The organism is Streptomyces sp. NPDC051662 (assembly GCF_040681655.1).
GTDB lineage: Bacteria > Actinomycetota > Actinomycetes > Streptomycetales > Streptomycetaceae > Streptomyces.
The window spans coordinates 110,118-130,758 of record NZ_JBFAZD010000025.1 but is presented as its reverse complement, the minus strand read 5'-3'; the positions used below and the strand labels follow the sequence as shown (position 1 = coordinate 130,758).

At 72.2% G+C, this 20,641-nt stretch carries 2 protein-coding genes; both read left to right on the top strand.

Features of this window, described 5'->3' with window-relative positions; all coding sequences use genetic code 11:
- On the top strand, positions 1-13,323 hold a 13,323-nt coding region (locus AB0M67_RS32240; protein ID WP_365751096.1), incomplete at its 5' end, for an amino acid adenylation domain-containing protein.
- Positions 13,320-20,525 (top strand): amino acid adenylation domain-containing protein, encoded by a 7,206-nt coding sequence (locus AB0M67_RS32235; RefSeq protein ID WP_365751094.1) that lies wholly within the window; start codon positions 13,320-13,322, stop codon positions 20,523-20,525. The genes AB0M67_RS32240 and AB0M67_RS32235, both read left to right, overlap by 4 nt.
- Positions 20,526-20,641 lie beyond the last annotated feature (116 nt).

The window sequence follows — 20,641 nt, the reverse complement described above, 5'->3', positions numbered from 1 at the left end:
GCGTACGCGCATCAGGACCTGCCCTTCGAGCGGCTGGTCGAGGAGCTCAACCCCGAACGGTCCCTCGCCCGCCACCCCCTCTTCCAGACCATGCTGGCCTCCGCCGACGGCGGGACCCGGGACGAGAGCGGGCTGCCCGGACTGACCGCGCGACCGGTCCAGGTCGGTACCAGCACCGCCCAGTTCGACCTGTACTTCACCATCCAGGAACGGCGCGGCACCGAAGACGCGAGCCCCCAGGGCATCGGCTGCTCCCTGGAGTTCGCCACCGACCTGTACGACCCGGCCACCGCGCGGTCCTTGGCCGACCGCCTGCTGCGACTGCTGGCGGCGGCGACGGAAGCCCCCGGTACCGCGGTCGGGGACTTCGATCTGCTGGATCCGGCCGAACGCCGACAGGCCCTGTCCGGCTGGAACGACACCGCGACGGCTCTCCCCGCCGCCTCGCCGGCCGAGCTGTTCGAACAGCAGGCCGCGCGGACTCCCGACGCGGTCGCGGTCGAGCACCAGGGCCGGACCCTCACCTATCGCGAGCTCAACTCCGCCGCCAACCGGCTGGCCCACCATCTCATCGACCGGGGCTGCGGCCCCGAACGGTACGTGGCCCTCGCCCTGCCTCGCACCGAGCGGCTGGTCGTGGCCATGCTCGCCGTACTCAAGACCGGCGCGGCCTACCTCCCGGTCGATCTCGGCTTCCCGTCCGACCGGATCGCGCTGATGCTCGGAGAGACATCCCCCGCTCTGCTGCTGACCGAGGCCGGCGCGGCCGACGCGCTCCCGCGGCCGTACTCGGACCGGATCTTACGGCTGGACGCGGCGGCCACCCGGGCGGCGGTCGGTGAGCGGGCCGACCACAACCCGACGGACGCCGACCGCACAGCACCCGCGCACCCCGCCCACCCGGCGTACGTCATCTACACCTCCGGTTCGACGGGCCGGCCCAAGGGCGTCGTCGTGCCACGCGGTGGCCTGGTCAACTTCCTCCAGGACATGGGCCGGCGGGTCGGTCTGACCCCGGACGACCGGCTGCTCGCGGTGACCACCGCCGGATTCGACATCGCGGCTCTGGAGATCCTCGGCCCGCTGCTGAACGGCGCCACCCTCGTGCTGGCCGACGGCGACACTGTCCGTGACCCGATGGCCCTGCGCGCGCTCCTCACCCGCCGGAACGTCAGCGTCATGCAGGCCACCCCCAGCATGTGGCACGCGCTCATCGGCGACGACGGCGCCGCCGACCTGCGGGGCGTACGCGTACTGACCGGTGGTGAGCCGCTGCCGGCGGACCTGGCCCGCACACTGCGCCGGCACGCCGCCTCCGTGGTCAACCTGTACGGACCGACCGAGACCACCGTCTGGTCCACCGCGGCCGCCGTCGACGAGCGCGGCGAACTCTCCCCGGACATCGGCACCCCGATCGCCAACACCCGTACCTATGTCCTCGACCGTGCCCTGCGGCCGGTGCCCCCCCATGTCGCGGGCGAACTGTACATCGCCGGGGCGGGCGTCGTCCGCGGTTACCTCGCCAGGCACGCCCTCACGGCGGAACGGTTCGTCGCCGACCCCTACGGCGACCTGCACGGCCACGCGGGGGCCCGGATGTACCGAACCGGCGACCTGGCGTGCTGGACCGCCGAGGGGCGGCTCCGCTTCGTCGCACGCGCCGACGACCAGGTCAAACTGCGCGGCTTCCGGATCGAGCTGGGCGAGATCGAGACCGTGCTCGGCGGCCACCCGGACGTCCGGACGGCCGCCGCCGCGGTCCGCGAGGACCACCCCGGCGACAGGCGCCTGGTGGCCTATGTCGTACCGGCGGACGGACGGGTCCCTCAGCCCGCCCGGCTCCGCGAGCACGCCGCCACCACCCTTCCCGACTACATGGTCCCCTCGGTGTTCGTGACGCTGGAGGCACTGCCGCTCACACCGAACGGCAAGCTCGACCGCAAGGCACTGCCCGCGCCCGCTCACGGGGATACGGACAGCGACGGAAGGGCCCCGCGCTCCCCGCGCGAGGAAATCCTCTGCACGCTCATCGCCGAGGTGCTGGGCGTGCCGGATGTCACGATCGACGACGACTTCTTCGCCCTCGGCGGTCACTCCCTGCTCGCCACCCGCCTCGTCAGCCGCGTCCGGGCCACCCTCGGAGCCGAACTGCCGTTGCGCGCACTGTTCGAGGCACCCACCGTCGCCCGGCTCGCCCCCCGGCTGGACGCCGCGGACCGTGCCCGGCAGGCGGTGACGGCCGGGTCCCGGCCCGACAGGCTGCCCCTGTCGTACGCACAGGAGCGCCTGTGGTTCCTCAACCGCTACGAAGGGCCCTCCGCGACCTACAACATGCCGCTCGCGCTGCGCCTCACCGGCCGGCTGGACGAGCAGGCGCTCCGGGCGGCGCTGGCCGACCTCGTCGACCGGCACGAGCCGCTGCGCACGGTCTTCGCCGAGGACGAGCACGGCCCGTACCAGATCGTGCGGGACGCCGTGTCCCTCGAACCCGAGACCGTGGCCGTCCTTCCCGGGGAACTGGCCGAGCGGCTCGCCGCGGCCGCGCGCCACGGGTTCGATCTGTCCGCCGAACCCCCCGTCCGCGCATGGCTGTTCCAGCTCCCCGAGCGGGACGACCCGGCGGAGCGCGAGCGGGTGCTCCTGGTGCTGGTGCACCACATCGCGGCGGACGGCTGGTCCCTCCCCGTGCTCTCCCGGGACCTCAATCTCGCCTATACCGCCCGCTGCGCCGGCCGGCGGCCCGACTGGCGGCCCCTGCCCGTCGGGTATGCCGACTACGCGCTGTGGCAGCGGCGGGTCCTCGGCGCCGCCGACAGCGCCGACACGTCCATCGGCAGACAGCTCGATCACTGGCGGACCGCCCTGGACGGCCTCCCCGAGGAGATCACCCTCCCCACGGACCGGCCTCGGCCCGCCACCCCCACGCACCGCGGCGACAGGATCGACTTCCGGATCCCCGCCGCCCTCCACGCCGAGTTGGCGCGGCTGGCCCGCGAGAACCACTGCAGCCTCTTCATGGTCCTTCAGGCCTCCGTCGCCACGCTGCTCTCCCGCCTCGGCGCGGGCACCGACATCCCGCTGGGCAGCCCCGTCGCGGGCCGCGACGACGAGGCCGTCGAGGACCTGGTCGGCTGCTTCGTCAACACGCTCGTCCTGCGGACCGACCTGTCGGGCGACCCCACGTTCGCCGAACTGCTGGCGCGGATTCGTGAGACCGACCTCGCCGCGTACGCCCACCAGGACGTGCCCTTCGAGCGGCTGGTCGAGGAGCTCAACCCGGAGCGCTCCCCGTCGCGTCAGCCACTGTTCCAGGTCCTGCTGGTGCTCAACCACGCCGAACGGGACGGTGGCGTGCGCCCGCTGCCAGGCGTCACCGCCGACGCCCAGCGGGTGGACACCGGTGTGGCCCGGTTCGACCTGCTGCTGTCCTTCACCGAGCGGCGTGACCAGGACGGCGTCCCCGCCGGAATGGAAGCGGCGCTGGAGTTCAGCACCGACCTGTTCGACCGTGCCACCGCCGACGAGATGACCGGCCGCCTCACGCGTCTGATGAGGACCGTGGCAGCCGGACAGGACCAGTCGGTGCACGCCATCGACGTACTCGGGTCCGACGAACGCCGACTGGTGCTCGAAAGCTGGAACGACACCGCCCGCGAGGTGCCCGCCGTCACCCTGCCCGGCCTCTTCGAGCGGCAGGCGGCCCTCGCACCCGACGCACCCGCCGTCGTGGGAACGGACGCCACGCTGACGTACCGGGAACTCAACACCCGGGCAAACCGGCTGGCGCGCCATCTGATCAGCCGTGGGGCGGGCCCCGAACGGTGCGTCGCCCTCCGGATGCCCCGCTCCGAACGGTGGATCGTCGCGCTGCTCGCGATCCTCAAGGCCGGCGCGGCATGGCTGCCCATCGCCCCCGAACAGCCCTCCGAACGCACCGAGTTCATGCTGGCCGACAGTCGCCCGGCCCTGGTGCTCAGGGGGGACGAGCCGGAACTGGCCGATGACTTCGGCCGATCCCCGCGGCCGGCGGACGACGACGTCACCGACGCCGAACGTTCCGCACCGCTGCTGCCGGGCCACCCGGCGTACATCATGTACACCTCGGGCTCGACCGGCCGCCCCAAGGCCGTCGTCATGCCGTCCCAAGCCCTGGTGAACCTGTTGAACTGGCATGACACCGTCCTGCCCGGCGGCAGCGGCACCGTCACCGCGCAGTTCACCGCGATCAGCTTCGACGTGTCCGCGCAGGAGATCCTCTCCACGCTGCTGTACGGCGGGACTCTCGCCCTGTGCCCGGAGGACGTACGCCGCGACCCCGACGCGCTGGCCGGCTGGCTCGACCGGCACCGGGTGACGGAGCTGTACGCGCCCAACCTGGTGGTGGACGCCGTCTGCAGGGCAGCCGACGAGCAGGGGCTGGAACTGTCCGCACTGCGCCACATCGCCCAGGCCGGCGAGGCGCTCACACCGCGCGGCGCCATCCAGCACTTCCACGCCCACAGGCCGGGCCACCGGCTGCACAACCACTACGGCCCGACCGAGACCCACGTGGTGACCGCCCGCACGATGGCGGAGAACCCGGGCGAGTGGCCCGAGGCGGCACCCATCGGGCGCCCGGTCGCCAACACCCGCGCCTACGTCCTCGACAGCGGCCTGCGCCCGGTCCCGGTCGGCTCCGCGGGTGAACTGCACATCGCCGGCGCCGGCCTGGCCCGCGGCTATGGCGACCGCCCGGCGTTGACCGCGGAGCGGTTCGTGGCCTGCCCCTTCGGCACGCCCGGGGAGCGGATGTACCGCACCGGTGATCTGGCGCGGTGGAACCGCGACGGGGAGCTGGAGTACCTGGGCCGGGCCGACGACCAGGTGAAGATCCGCGGCTTCCGCATCGAGCTGGGCGAAGTGGAGGCGTGCCTGCGGCGCCTCCCGGACGTGGCCGCCGCCGCCGTGATCGTGCGCGAGGACACCCCGGGGGACAAGCGGCTCGTCGCCTACGTCGTACCCGAGGACGGAGCGGTCCCGGACCCCAGGGCCCTGCGCACCTTCACGACGGGCACGCTGCCCGACTACATGGTGCCGTCCGCGGTCGTCGTCCTCGCCGGACTGCCCCTGACGCTCAACGGCAAGCTGGACCGCCGTGCGCTGCCCGCGCCGCTCTACGGGCCCGACAACGGCGGGCGCTCCCCGCGCTCCCCGCGCGAGGAGCTCCTGTGCGGCCTGTTCGCCGAGGTGCTCGGGGTGTCCGGCGTCTCCATCGATGACGACTTCTTCGCCTTGGGCGGCCACTCCCTGCTCGTGACCCGGCTGGTCAACCGCGTCCGTGCGACCCTGTCGACGGAGATCTCGGTACGGCAGGTCTTCGAGTCACCCACGGTCGCGGCCCTGAACGCGGCCCTCGACGGCGCGGCCCGGGGCCGTACCGCGATCACCGCCGTCACACCGCGCCCCGCGCGCCTGCCGCTGTCGTTCGCTCAGCAGCGGTTGTGGTTCCTCGAACGCCTCCACGGCCCGAGCCCCACCTACACCATCCCCGCCGGGGTGCGGATCTCGGGCTCTGTCGACATCGGTGCGCTCCGGCGGGCGCTCGCCGACACGGTGGGCCTGCACGAGGCGCTGCGCACCGTGTACGCCGAGGACGCCGAGGGCCCGTACCAGGTGGTACGGGATCCCTCCGTGGCACCGGAGCTGCACGTGCTGACCACCACCGAGGAGGAGCTGGATCGACACGTCGCCGAGGCCGTGCGGCGGCCCTTCGACATCCGCGCCGAACTCCCGGTGCGCTGCTACCTGTTCACCCTGGCGGAGGACCATCACGTTCTCCTGCTGCTGATGCACCACATCGCCGGGGACGGCTGGTCGATGCCGGTCATCGGCCGTGACCTCGGCGCCGCCTACGCGGCTCGGTGCGCGGGAGAGCGGCCCGGCCGCCCGCCGCTGCCCGTGCAGTACGCGGACTACGCCCTGTGGCAGCGCGCGGTCCTCGGCGACGAGAGCGACCCCGGCAGCGAGCAGGCTCGCCAGCTCGGCCACTGGCGCGAGACGCTGAGCGGCATCCCGCAGGAGCTGGCGCTGCCCACCGATCGCCCGCGCCCCGCGACCACCACTCACCATGGCGATCTCGTCGGCTTCGAGATACCCGCCGAGCTGTACGCGCGGCTGCGAGACCTGGCCGGGCAGAGCCGCGCCAGCCTCTTCATGGTGCTGCAGGCCGGGCTCGCCGCCCTGCTGACCCGGCTCGGGGCGGGGACGGACATCCCCGTGGGCGCCCCTGTCGCGGGCCGGGCCGACGACAACGTGGACGAGGTGGTCGGTGTCTTCGTCAACACCCTTGTCCTGCGCACCGACACCTCCGGCGACCCCACCTTCACCGAGCTGATCGAGCGGGTGCGGGAGACCGACCTGGCCGCCTACGCCCACCAGGACATCCCCTTCGAACGCCTGGTGGAGGCCATGGCACCCGAGCGTTCCCTCGCCCGCCACCCGCTCTTCCAGGTCGCGCTGGCGCTCAACAACACCGCGGGGGCCGGTGTCTCGGAGGCGATGGCACTTCCGGGCACCACCATCGAACCGTACGAGGTGAGCACGGCCACGGCCAAGGTCGACCTGGCCTTCGCCCTGCACGAGCGGCCGGGGGCGCACCGGGACGGAGTGCGCGGGGTCCTGGAGTTCAGCACCGACCTGTTCGACCGGCGGACCGCCGCGGAGCTGGCCGAGCGCTATGTGCGGCTGCTCGACTCGGTGTCCGCCGCACCGGGCCGCCGTATCGGCGCGGCCGAGGTACTGGACGCCGACGAACTGCACCGTGTCCTGGAGCGGTGGAGTACGACGGGACCCGCACTGCCGCCGCGCACCCTGCGGGACATGTTCGAGGAGCGGGTGACCCGCACACCCGGGCACATCGCCGTGGAGAGCGGGGGACAGCGACTCTCGTACGCGGAACTGAACGCCCGGGCGAACCGGCTGGCCCGCCTCCTGATGGCCGAAGGGGCCGGTCCCGAGAGCCTGGTGGCGCTGGTGCTGCCTCGTGACGAGGCGTGGGTGGTGGCGATGCTGGCCGTCGTCAAGGCCGGGGCCGCGTGGGTGCCGGTCGCCCCCGACTACCCGGCCGACCGGATCGCCTACATGATCGGCGACTGCGAACCCGTTCTGGTGCTCGCCGATTCCGCCACCCGGGACGTGGCGACCCAGGCGCTCGGCCCGGCCGGCGCCGGGCGGCTCCTCGACCTCGACGCGCCGGCGGTACGTACGCGGGTCGACGCCCTGGCGGACACCGATCAGGGGGAGGGCGAACCGGTGGCCGTGGCACGCCCGGAGAACACCGCGTATGTCATCTACACCTCGGGTTCCACCGGCCGGCCCAAGGGCGTGGCCGTCTCCCACCACGGGCTCAACTCGCTGCTCACCAGCCATATCGAGAACCTGGCGATGGACACATCGAGCCGGGTGCTGCAAATGCTGTCGCTCAGCTTCGACGCCGCCGTGGCCGATGTCACCCAGGCACTGGTCTCCGGGGCGACGCTGGTGCTCGGACCGGCCGACGGAAGACTCTCCGGTGACGAGCTCGCGGACCTGCTGACCGAGCGGGCGGCCACGCACATCCTGCTGCCACCGCCGCTGCTGGCCACCGTGCCCGAGCACCGCGCCACGACCCTGCGGACCGTCATGACCGGCGGTGAGGCGTTCGGACCCGAACTCGCCCGGCGCTGGACGCGCGGTGGGCGCAGGGTCATCGACGCGTACGGCCCGACGGAGGCCACGGTCACCGCGACCATGAGCCGCCCGCTCGCCGAGGGCGAGGCCCCGCACATCGGCCGGCCGGTGGCGGGCACCCGGGTGTACGTCCTCGACCAGGGGCTGAACCCCGTGCCTCCGGGCGTCGGCGGCGAGCTGTACATCGCCGGCGCGGGTCTGGCCCGCGGCTATGTGCGGCGCGCCGCGCTGACCGCGGAGCGGTTCGTGGCCTGCCCCTTCGGAGCGTCGGGCGAGCGGATGTACCGGACCGGCGACCTGGTGCGCTGGCGCCGCGACGGGAACCTGGAGTTCCTGGGCCGGACCGATGACCAGGTCAAGGTACGCGGTGTGCGCGTCGAGCCGGGCGAGATCCGAGCCGCCGTCGCGGCCCTGCCCGGTGTCATGACGGCCGAGGTGGTGGTACGGGAGGATCGCCCCGGCGATCAGCGGCTGGTCGCCTACGTGGTCCCGGCCGAGGACGCCTCGCCGGTCCCCGCGGAGCTGCGCGCGGACCTGGCCCGGACGCTCCCGGGCCAGCTGGTCCCCTCGGCGTTCGTGGTTGTCGAGGCCCTGCCGCTGACCCCCAACGGCAAGCTCGACCGCAAGGCGCTCCCGGTGCCCGATTACACCGTGGCGGGCGCCGGGCGGGGCCCGCGCTCACCACGGGAGGAGATCCTGTGCGGGCTCTTCGCCGAAGTGCTCGGCGTGGAACGCGTCTCCGTCGACGACTCCTTCTTCGAACTCGGCGGGCACTCGCTGCTGGCCACACGGCTCGTCAGCCGCATCCGGACCGTCCTGCGCGGCGAGGTCGGCATCCGAACTCTCTTCGACCGCCCGACGGTCGCCGGGCTCGCCGCCGCCCTCGACTCCGGCACCACCACCCGGCTCCGTGTCACGGCCGGGCCCCGGCCGGATCGCACGCCCCTGTCGTACGGACAGCGACGGCTGTGGTTCCTCAACCGCTTCGAAGGGCCGAGCGCGGGCTACAACATGCCACTGTCCCTGCGGCTCTCCGGACCGCTGGACCGCGAGGCGCTGTCCGCCGCGCTCCATGACGTCGTGGCCAGGCACGAGCCGCTGCGCACCGCCTTCGGGGAGGACGAACAAGGACCCTTCCAGCGGGTGCTCTCCGCTCAGCGGGCGGACACGGGCCTGCTCGTGCTGCCCGTCACCGAGGAGGAACTGGACGACAGGCTGGCGCGGGAGGCCCGGCACCCGTTCGACCTGAGCACCGAACTGCCGCTGCGAGCAAGGCTGTTCGCACTGGCGGAGGATGATCACGTACTGCTGCTGCTGATGCATCACATCGCCGCGGACGGCTGGTCGATACCGCTGCTGGCCCGTGACCTGACGCGCGCCTATATGTCGCGGCTGGAGGGCGACGAGCCCGACTGGCCCGGTCTCCCGGTCACCTACACCGACTACACGCGCTGGCAGAGCGAGCTGCTCGGCTCCGAGGACGACCCGGACAGCGAGATCGGGTCCCAGCTCGCCCACTGGACCCGCACACTGCGCGGGCTGCCGGAAGAGCTGACGCTGCCCACCGACCGCCCCCGGCCGGCGTCCCCCTCGTATCGGGGAGACCGCTTCGAGATCGACGTCCCGGCCGCGCTGCACGCCCGGCTGCGGGACCTGGCGCGGGCTCATGACGCCAGTGTCTTCATCGTGCTGCAGGCGGCCTTGGCCACCCTGCTGTACCGCATGGACGGCGGCAGCGACATTCCGGTCGGCTCCCCGATCGCCGGGCGTACCGACGACGCGCTCGATGACCTCGTAGGCTTCTTCGTCAACACCCTGGTGCTGCGCACGGACGTCTCGGGGAACCCCACCTTCGCCGAGTTGCTCGGCCGCGTCCGGGAGACCGTACTGAGCGCCTACGCCCATCAGGACGTGCCGTTCGAACGGCTGGTGGACGCCCTCAGCCCCCAACGCACCCTGGCCCGGCACCCGCTCTTCCAGGTGGTGCTCTCGCTCAACAACACCGACCGTGCGGCGCCCGAACGGGGGGCGGGCCGCCACGGTCTCCGGGTCTCAAGCCATCCGGTCGGGACCGGCACCGCCGCCTTCGATTTGCTCTTCGGCTTCGGTGAGATCCCCACCGGGGACGGCGCTGCCGGCGGCATGTACTGCTCCGTGGAGTACAGCGCCGATCTCTTCGACGAGGGCACCGTACGGGCCATCGCCGACCGCTATCTGCGGCTGCTGGACGCCGTGGCGGCCGACCCGGGCCTGTCGGTTGACCGGATCGACGTCCTGGAACCGGCCGAACGCGACCTCGTCCTCGGCGCGTGGAACGACACCGCACTGGACGTGCCACGCCGGACCTGGCCCCGGCTGTTCGAGGCGCAGACCGGACGTACCCCGCACGGCACCGCCGTGGAGTACGACGGCGTGGCCGTGTCCTACGAGGAACTCAACGCGCGGGCGAACCGGCTCGCCCACCATCTGATCGGCCTGGGCGTGGGGCCCGAGCAGTTCGTGGCCGTGGCGCTGCCCCGCACCGACGAGCTCGTCGTGGCGCTGGTCGCCCTGCTCAAGGCCGGGGCCGGCTATCTGCCCATCGACCCCAACTACCCGGCCGACCGGATCGCGTTCATGCTGGGCCAGGCCCGTCCGACGCTGCTCGTGACCGAATCGGGGACGGCCGGCATTCTGCCCGCCGGCGACACCCCGCGGCTTCTGCTCGACGAGTCGGCGACCCGTGCCGCCGTCGCCGCCCGTCCCGCCCACAACCCGACGGACCGGGACCGCGTGGCGCCGCTACGGCTCGACGGCGCGGCGTACGCGATCTACACCTCCGGCTCCACCGGTCGCCCGAAGTGCGTCGTCGTGCCCCATACGGGCCTGGCGTCGCTCGCGGTCGCCCACGCCGACAAGCTGTCCCTGGACGACCACAGCCGCGTGCTGCAACTGGTCTCGCCCAACTTCGACGCCGCCATCGGCGACTTCGTGATGACCTTGGTCACCGGCGCCACGATGGTGCTCGGACCGGTGTCCGGTCTCGTCGGGGGAGACGAACTCGCCGAGCTGGTCACCCGCGAGCGGGTGACCCACACGGCGCTGCCGCCGACCCTGCTGGCCACCCTCGACCCCGAGCGGGCACGCACACTGCGGGGCGTGCTGATGGGCGGCGAGTCCTTCTCCGCCGAGCTGGCCGGGCGCTGGTCGCGGGCGGGGGTCCGGGTCATCAACGTCTACGGCGCCACCGAGTCGACCGTACTGACGACCATGAGCGATCCGCTGCGCGGCGACACCGTGCCGGACGCCGGCGGCCCCATCCCCAACAACCGCCTCTACGTCCTTGACGGTGTGCTCAACCCGGTGCCGCCGGGTGTGACGGGCGAGGCGTATCTCGCGGGGGAGGGAGTGGCCCGGGGCTATCTGAACCGGCCCGACCTCAGCGCCGAGCGGTTCGTGGCCGACCCGTTCGGCTCCGCCGGCGCGCGCATGTACCGGACCGGCGACCTGGTGCGCTGGACCGGCGACGGCTCGGTGGTGTTCGTCGGCCGCGCCGATGAGCAGGTCAAGATCCGAGGCTTCCGGGTGGAACTCAGCGAGATCGAGGCCGTACTGGCACAGCACGCGTCGGTGGCGCAGGGGATGGTGACGGTACGCGAGGACCGCTCGGGCGACCGGCGTCTGGTGGCGTACCTCGTGGGCGCCGCCGGAGCGGTCGACCCGGGCGAGATCCGCGATCACCTCACCCGCGTCCTGCCCGACTACATGATCCCGGCGGCACTGGTCGGACTGGAGGAGTTCCCGCTCACCCCCAACGGCAAGGTCGACCGCGCGGCGCTGCCCGCACCCGACTTCGGCACCGGCCTGCCGGCCGGAAAGCCACGGGACGAGCGTGAGCGGCTGCTGTGCGAGCTGTTCGCCGACGTCCTCGGCCTCGAAGAGGTCGGTGTGGAGCAGGAGTTCTTCGCGCTGGGCGGCGACAGCATCATGTCCATCCAGCTGGCCAGCCGGGCCCGCAGGCGGGGCCTGGTGATCTCGGCGAAGGACGTGTTCGAGCACAAGACCGCCGCCGCGCTCGCCCGTGTCGCCACCGAGACCGACGGCGCGAGCGTGGAGGAGAAGGGCGCCGGGATCGGCCCTGTTCCGCTGACCCCGATCGTGCACTGGTTCGCCGAGCTGGGCGGCCCCGTCGACGAACTCCACCAGTGGCGGGTGCTCCAGGCGCCTGAGGGCTGTGACCGGGACCTGCTGGTGGCCACCGTGCAGGCGCTGCTCGACCACCACGACGCCCTGCGGCTGCGGCTCGTCACCGATCCCGGCGGTCCGCGCGAGGGGCGAGGCGCGGGCGACGGATGGCGGCTGGAGGTCACCCCGCCCGGCACCGTCCCGGCCGAGCGCGCCGTGCGGCGCGTGGACTGCGAAGGGCTGGACGAGGACGCGTACCTCAAGGTGATGGCCGAACACGCGCACGTCGCACGGGAGCGGCTGTCCCTGGAAGCGGGCCGTCTGGTGCAAGCCGTCTGGTTCGACCGGGGTCCTGACCGGCCCGGCCGGATCTACTTGAGCGTGCACCACATCGCCGTCGACGGCGTGTCCTGGCGCATCCTGCTGCCGGACCTGGAGGAGGCCTGGCAGGCAGTGGCCGGAGGGACGCCCCCCGCGCTTCAGCCGGTCGGTACCTCCCTGCGCGGCTGGGCCCGGCGGCTCGCCGACTGGGCACTGGATCCGGCACGGGAGACCGAACTCGCCCACTGGCAGGAGGTGCTGGGGCACGACGAGCCACTCCTCGGACGGCGACCGCTCGACCCGGAACGGGATGTGAACGGGCAAGCCGCGACGCTGGCCCGTACCCTGCCCACCGACCTCACCGAAGCCATACTGACCACCGTCCCGGACACGTTCAGCACCGGTGTCGACGAAGTACTCCTCACCGCGCTGGCGATGGCCGTCACGGAGCTGCGGGGCGGCGGGGGAGTCCTCGTGGACCTGGAGGGCCACGGCCGCGAGGAACAGGCACTGCCGGGCGCCGAACTGTCCAGGACCGTCGGGTGGTTCACCAACATGTACCCGGTGCGCCTGGACCCCGGCGCCTATGACCAGGCCGAGGCGATGGCCGCCGGGCCCGCTGCGGGCCAGGTGCTCAAGCGGATCAAGGAGCGACTGCGGGGCGTACCGGACAACGGACTCGGCTACGGCGCTCTGCGCTATCTCAACCCCCGCACCGCGCCCCGGCTCGCCGAACGGCCCGGTGCCCAGATCGGCTTCAACTACCTGGGCCGGTTCACCGAGTCGGAGTCCTCCGAGGCCGCGAGCGACTGGTCGGTACTCGCCGACCTCAGCGGCGTCGGCGGTCAGGCGCCCGGAATGCGGCTGCCCCACGCCGTCGACCTCGCCGCGGTCACCCGGGACGGCGCGCGCGGCCCCGAGTTGACGGCCCATTGGCTGTACGCGAAGCACGTGCTCTCCCCCGACGAGGTCCGTCGCCTCGCCGACGCGTGGTTCAGGGCGCTGGAGGCGCTGGTGGTCCACGCCCGCAAGCCGGACACAGGCGGCTACACCCCCTCGGACATGCCTCTGGTGGAGCTGAGCCAGAGCGAAATCGATCTGCTGGAAGACGACTGGAGGATGTCGGAATGAGTCAGTCGGGGCTGGAGGAGATCCTGCCGCTCTCACCGCTGCAGGAAGGGATCTTCTTCCACAGCGTGTACGACGAGACGGCACCGGACCTGTACGCCGTCCAACTCGTCGTCGACCTCGAAGGCCCACTGGACCGCGTGGCACTCAGGGCGGCGGCGGACGGCCTGCTGCGCCGCCACGCGAATCTGCGTGCGAGCTTCCGCTACGAGGGGGTCAACCGTCCGCTGCAAGTCATCCACCGCGAGGCGGCGGTGCCCTGGCACGACGTGGACCTCACCTCGTCGAGGGAGGAGGACCGTGCCGCGGAGGCCGACCGCGTCGTCACCGAGGACCGGGCGCGCCGCCTCGATCCGGCCAAGCCGCCGCTGCTGCGCTTCACGCTCGTCCGGCTCGACGACATCCACCACCGGCTCCTGCTGACCTTCCATCACATACTGCTCGACGGCTGGTCGCTGCCGGTCCTGTGGCGAGAACTGTTCGCCCTCTACACCAGCGGAGGCGACGCCTCGAAGCTGCCGGCGGCCCGCCCGTACCGCGACTTTCTCGCCTGGCTCCGGGGGCAGGACCGTGCCGCTGCCGAGAACGCCTGGAGGGAGGCGCTGGCGGACCTGGAGGGACCGACCCTGGTGGCGCCCGGCGCGGGCACGGTCTCGATGGTGCCCGGGCAGGTCAACGTCCGACTGACCCGGCAGGTGACGGAGGCACTCACCGACTGGGCCCGCGATCAGGGCCTGACCATGGGCACCGTCCTACAGGGCGTCTGGGCGCTGGTTCTCTCCCGGCTCACCGGCCGCGACGACGTGGTGGCCGGGGTCACGGTCTCGGGACGGCCGTCCGAGATCGACGGCGTAGAGAGCATGATCGGCCTGTTCATCAACACGGTGCCGATGCGGGCCCGGCTGCGGTCGGCCGAACCGATGGCCGCGTTCCTACGGCGCCTCCAGGAGGCACAGACCCGCCTGTTGTCGCACCAGCACATCGGACTGGCCGACATCAGCAAGGCCGTCGGGGCCGATGGCCGCGGCGGGCTCTTCGACACCCTGACCGTGTTCGAGAACTACCCCGGCGGGGGCGGCGGGGGCGCGTCCGCCGCGGCCCTGAAGGTGACCCGCGTCGACAGCCAGGACGCCAACCACTATCCGCTGTCGCTGATCGGTGCTCCGGGGGAGCGGATCTGGCTGCGCCTGGATCACCGTCCCGACCTGTACGATGAGACCGCGGCGATGCGGATCATGGACTGTGTCGTGCGGGCCATGGGGGCGGTGGCGACGGCTCCGGAGAGCCCTGTCGCCCGGATCATCGCCGCGTCCGACCCGGACGGCGGCCACACGCTTCCGGTGGGCACGGCCGGAGCCGATCGGGCCGCTCCCGGCACCTCGCTCGTCCAGCTCCTGCGGGACCAGGTCGAGCGGGTGCCCGACGCCCCGGCGGTGCTCCACGACGGGGGGAGAGTCACCTACGCCGAGCTGAACGAGCGCGCGAACCGGCTCGCGCACCGCCTGATCGACGCGGGCGTACGCCCCGAGTCCCCGGTCGTGTTACTGCTGGAGCGCTCGCCCGAGGTACCGGTCGCCGTGGTGGGCATCCTCAAGGCGGGCGGCCATTACGTTCCCCTGCACCACACCTACCCGCTCGAACGGATGCGCCAGGCCGTCGAGGATGTCGGCGCGCGGGTGGTGGTCACCGACCGGGCCACGGCTCCGCGCGCCGAGGAACTCGGGCTGCGCACGGTCGTCGTCGACGCGCGGGACGGCGGGCCGTGGCCGGCCACCGATCCCGGCGTACCCGTGACCGCGGACCAGGCCGCGTACGTCATGTTCACCTCCGGCTCCACCGGCAGGCCCAAGGGCGTGGTGGTGACCCAGCGCGGCGTCGCCGAACTCGCCTTCGACGCTCGCTGGCACACCGGCGCCCATGAACGCGTCCTGATGAACGCCACGCTCGCCTTCGACGCCTCCACGTACGAGTTGTGGATACCGCTGCTGGCCGGCCACAGCATGGTCGTCGTCCCGCCCGGCGAGGTGGACGTGGACACCGTGGAACGGGTCGTCACCCGGCACGGGGTCACCGGAGCGCTGCTGACCACCGCGCTGTTCAACCTCCTCGCGGAGGAGCGCCCCGGCGTCTTCGCCGGCATGCGGGAGATCACCACGGGCGGTGACGCGGCCTCGGCCGAGGCGTTCCGCAAGGTGCTGGAACACTGCCCCGGCGTCACGGTGACGAATCTGTACGGCCCGACCGAGATCACCATGAACGCCACCCACCACGCGGTCACCGACGCCGGCTCACTCGGGTCCGTGGTCCCCATCGGCGGGCCCATGGACAACACCCGGCTGTATGTACTGGACGCGAACCTGCTGCCCGTGCCCGACGGAGTGCCGGGGGAGCTCCATGTCGCGGGCGCGGGCCTGGCCCGTGGATACGCGGGCCGCTCGGCCCTGACCGCGGAGCGGTTCGTCGCCGACCCGTTCGGGCCGGCGGGTTCCCGTATGTACCGCACCGGTGATCTGGTGCGGCGCTCCGCGGGAGGCGGAGGCGTCCTGGAGTTCGTCGGCCGTGCCGACCACCAGGTCAAGATACGGGGCTTCCGGATCGAGCCCGGAGAGGTGGAGGCCACCATCGCCAGACACCCCTCGGTCGGAGCGACCGTGGTCCTCCCGCGTCTCGACGGGGCCGACGAGAAGCGCCTGGTGGCCTATGTGGTGCCCGCGGCCGGCGCGGACACGGACGCCATGGACACGGAGGAGCTGCGCGCGCACACCGCGCAGACCCTGCCGGGTTATATGGTGCCCACGGCTTTCGTGCCCCTGGCGTCGCTGCCGCTCCTGCCCAACGGCAAGGTGAACCGCAAGGCCCTCCCCGAGCCCGACTGGGACACCGCCGCGCTCGGCCGGGGGCCCCGCAGCCCCCGCGAGGACATCCTGTGCGGCCTGTTCGCCGAGGTGCTCGGTGTCGCCCGGGTCTCCATCGACGACGACCTCTTCCAGATCGGCGGCAACTCCCTCCTGGCGACCCGCCTGGTGAGCCGTATCCGGTCCACGCTCAAGACCGAACTGGCCATCCGCGAGCTGTTCGACGCGCCGACCGTGGCCGCGCTCTCCGCGGTCCTGGACCGCACGCACGACGGGCGCACCGGCATCTCCGCCATCTCCCCGCGCCCGCCGCGCGTTCCGCTGTCCTACGCGCAGCAGCGCCTGTGGTTCCTCCACCGAGTGGAAGGGGCGGCCCCCACCTACAACCTCCCCGTACCGCTGCGGCTGAGCGGACGGCTCGACCACTCGGCCCTGCGCGCCGCGCTCACCGATGTCGTGGCACGCCACGAACCCCTGCGCACCGCGTTCGTCGAGGACGCCACCGGCCCGTACCAGAAGGTACTGCCTGTCGCGCCCGTCGCCATGGAGACCGTGCGGACCACCGACGATCGGCTGCGCGGTCTGCTCGACGAGGCCGTGCGGCACCGCTTCGACCTGAGTGGTGAACCGCCCCTGAAGGTATGGCTGTTCCAGCTGTCCGAGACGGAACACGTCCTGCTGCTGCTCATGCACCACATCGCCGCGGACGGCTGGTCCATGCCGCTGCTGCGGCGCGATCTGACCGTGGCCTACGCGGCGCGTGGTGCCGGCCACGGCCCGGAGTGGCAGCCCCTGCCGGTGAACTACGGCGACTACGCCCTGTGGCAGCGGGAGATGCTGGGCTCCGAGGACGACCCGGAATCGGCCATGTCCCGCCAACTCGCCCACTGGACCGAGCGACTCGCCGGACTGCCCGAGGAACTGGAGCTGCCCGCGGATCGCGAGCGTCCGCTGGTCTCCAGCGGTGATGGCGGCATGCTGATCTTCGATGTGCCCGAGCGGACGCACACCGGACTGACGCGGCTCGCCCGCGACACCCGCTCCACCCTGTTCATGACCGTCCAGGCGGGGCTCGCCGCCCTGCTGTCCCGGCTCGGCGCGGGGACGGACATCCCCATCGGCACCCCCATCGCCGGGCGCACCGACGACGCCGTCGGGGAACTCGTCGGCTTCTTCGTCAACTCCCTGGTCCTGCGCACCGATGTGTCGGGCGACCCCACCTTCAAGGAACTCATCGCCCGGGTCCGTGACACCGATCTGGCCGCCTACGCCAACCAGGAGGTTCCCTTCGAACGTCTGGTCGAGGTGATCAATCCTGAGCGTTCGCTGTCCCGCCACCCGCTCTACCAGGTCCAGCTGTCCTTCAACAACAACGACCAGCGGGCCGCCGCGGGCGTGCAGGGCCGGCTCCCCGGCCTGACCGTGTCCAACGAGCCGGTCACCGTCAACACGGCCAAGTTCGACCTGCTGTTCTCGTTCGCGGAGCGGCGCGGCGCCGACGGCACGCCCGCCGGCATGCAGGCGTCACTGGAGTACAGCCGCGACCTGTTCGACGACGGTACGGCGCGGTCCCTGGTGGACTGCCTTCTCAGGCTGCTCGACCTGGTCGTGGAGAACCCCGCCGCGCGGGTGCGACGCATCGACGTACTCTCCGCAGAGGAGCGCGAACAGGTCCTCACCGGATGGAACGACACCGAGCGGACGCCGCCGTGGCGGAATCTGCCCGAGCGCTTCCAGGAGCGGGCCGCGCTCGTCCCCGATACGACGGCCGTGGTGTACGAGGAAGTGGCGGACGACGGCACGCCCGGACGGACCGAACGGCTGACCTACTCCGAGCTGAACGCGCGCGCCAACCGGCTCGCCCGGCTGCTGATCGACCGCGGCGTCGGGCCGGAGACGTATGTGGCCGTAGCCCTGCCCCGCTCCCCGCTCCAGATCGTCGCCGTATGGGCGATCCTGAAGGCCGGCGCCGCGTATGTGCCGGTCGACCCGGCCCTCCCGGCCGAGCGCGTCGCCTACATGCTCTCGGACTCCGAACCGGCCGTGGTGTTCACCACCGCCCCCGTCGCGGCCGGCCTGCCCGGTGAGCGCACCGGCACTCTCCTGCTCGACGACCCGGCCGTTCTCGACGCGCTCGCGGCCTACCCGGACACCGATGTCACCGATGCCGAACGGCCGCCGCTGCTGCCCGATCATCCGCTGTACGTCATCTACACCTCGGGTTCGACCGGTCGCCCCAAGCCCGTCGTGATGCGGGCCGGTGGCCCGGCGAACCTGATCGACTGGCAGGACGCGCTGCTTCCGCGGAACAGGATCACCGCCCAGTTCGCCCCCATCGGCTTCGACGTGTCCGTTCAGGAGATCCTCTCCGCGCTGGTGTACGGCAAGACCCTGGTCCAGTGCCCGGAGGACGTACGGCGCGATTCCGAACGCCTGGTGGCCTGGCTCGACCGCCACCAGGTTCAGGAACTGTTCGTGCCCAACCTCGTGGTGGAGGCCATCGGCGACGCCGCCCGCGAACGCGGCACGGACCTCCCGGCTCTCCGCGACATCGTGCAGGCCGGCGAGGCCCTGGTCCCTGGCGAGTCCATCCGGGCCTTCCACACCCGTGTGCCCGGCCGCCGCATGCACAACCAGTACGGCCCCGCCGAGACCCATGTGATGACGGGGTGGGCCCTGCCCGAGGACGTAGCGGAGTGGCATGCCGCGCCTTCGATGGGCGGTCCCATCACCAACGCCCGTCTGTACGTGCTCGACGAGGCCCTCCGCCCGGTCGCCCCCGGCCGCCCCGGCGAGCTGTACATCGCCGGAGCGGGCCTGGGCCGCGGCTACCTCAACCGGCCGGGTATGACGGCCGAGCGGTTCGTCGCCGAACCCTTCGGCGCACCGGGCCGGCGCATGTATCGCACCGGGGACGTGGTCCGCTGGACGCCGGAAGGCCATGTCCGCTACCTCGGCCGCGCCGACTCGCAGGTGAAGATCCGCGGCTTCCGCGTCGAACCCGGCGAGGTGGAGGCGGTGCTGACCCGGCACCCGGCCGTGGCCAAGGCAGCCGTACTGGCCCGTGACGAGGGTCCGGGCGAGAAGCGGCTGGTCGCCTATGTGGTGCCGGACGAGTCCGTACGGGAGCCCGGAGGAGAGGCGATCGACGAGGAGGCACTCGCCGCGCACATCCGACGGAGCATGCCGGACTACATGGTTCCCTCGGCCTTCGTGACCGTGGGGTCCTTCCCGCTGACCCGCAACGGGAAGCTGGACCGCCGGGCGCTGCCCGCCCCGCGGCTCCCCTCGGCGTCCCTCGCCCATCCCCGCACACCTGAGGAGAAGGTCATCGCGGACCTCTTCGCCGAGTTGCTGGAATTGCCGGCCGTCGGCATCCACGACGACTTCTTCCGGCTCGGCGGCCACTCCTTCCTGGCGACGCGGCTCGTGCACCGGGTGAACTCGGACCTCGGGGCGGAGATGTCCGTACGCACGGTCTTCGAGGCGCCGACGGTGGCCGGGCTGGCCAGGGAACTGGGCTCGGACACCTCACGGGACCCGCTCGCTCCGCTGCTGCCGCTGCGTCCCCGTGGCACTCGCCCCGCGCTGTTCTGTGTCCATCCCGGCTCCGGAACGAGCTGGTCCTTCGCCGGCCTCCTGACACATCTCGACACCGACCAGCCCGTCTACGGGCTCCAGTCACGGGGACTGACCGAGCCGGACGGGATGCCCGCCTCGGTCGAGGAGATGGCCGCCGACTACGTGGAGCGGATGCGCGCGGTGCAGCCGGCCGGCCCGTACGCGGTCCTCGGCTGGTCGTTCGGAGGCCTGGTCGCCCACACGATCGCCGTCCAACTGGAGGAACAGGGCGAAGAGGTGAGCGTGCTCGGCATCATGGACACCTTCCCGCCCGACCTGGAGGCGGAGACACCCGACTGGGCCGACCACGAGATCATCGCGCCCCTGCTGGCGTCCGGCTTCGCGTTCGACATGGAGGAGCTGGCCAGTGACCGCGAAGCCGTCCTGGCCCGCTATGCGGCCTATCTCGACGAGGAGAACAACCGGCTGGCCGCCCTGGGCGAGCAGGGACTGCTGAAGAGCATGAACGCCTACGTCCACAACAACCGCCTGATGGCCACCTTCGAACCGGGCGTCTTCGGTGGTGATCTGCTGTTCTTCACCGCCACTCGCCCCACCCCCGGCATCAGCCACAGCGAGGAGGTCAGGGCCCGACTGGTGCCCGAGGCATGGCGGCCGTACGTCAAGGGCGCCATCACCAGCCATGAGGTGGACGCCACTCACGGCGGGATGCTGTCCCAGGCCGAAGCCGTCGCCGTCATCGGCGCGGCACTCGCCCGGGCATTGTGAGACAACCGGGATGACGGTGGGTCATTTGGCTGCCGCTTAATGACGGTGCCCGTGTCGGCCGCCGATGCTAGCTTCAGTGCATCGGCCGTCGACGCAAAGACCCAACACCACGACGA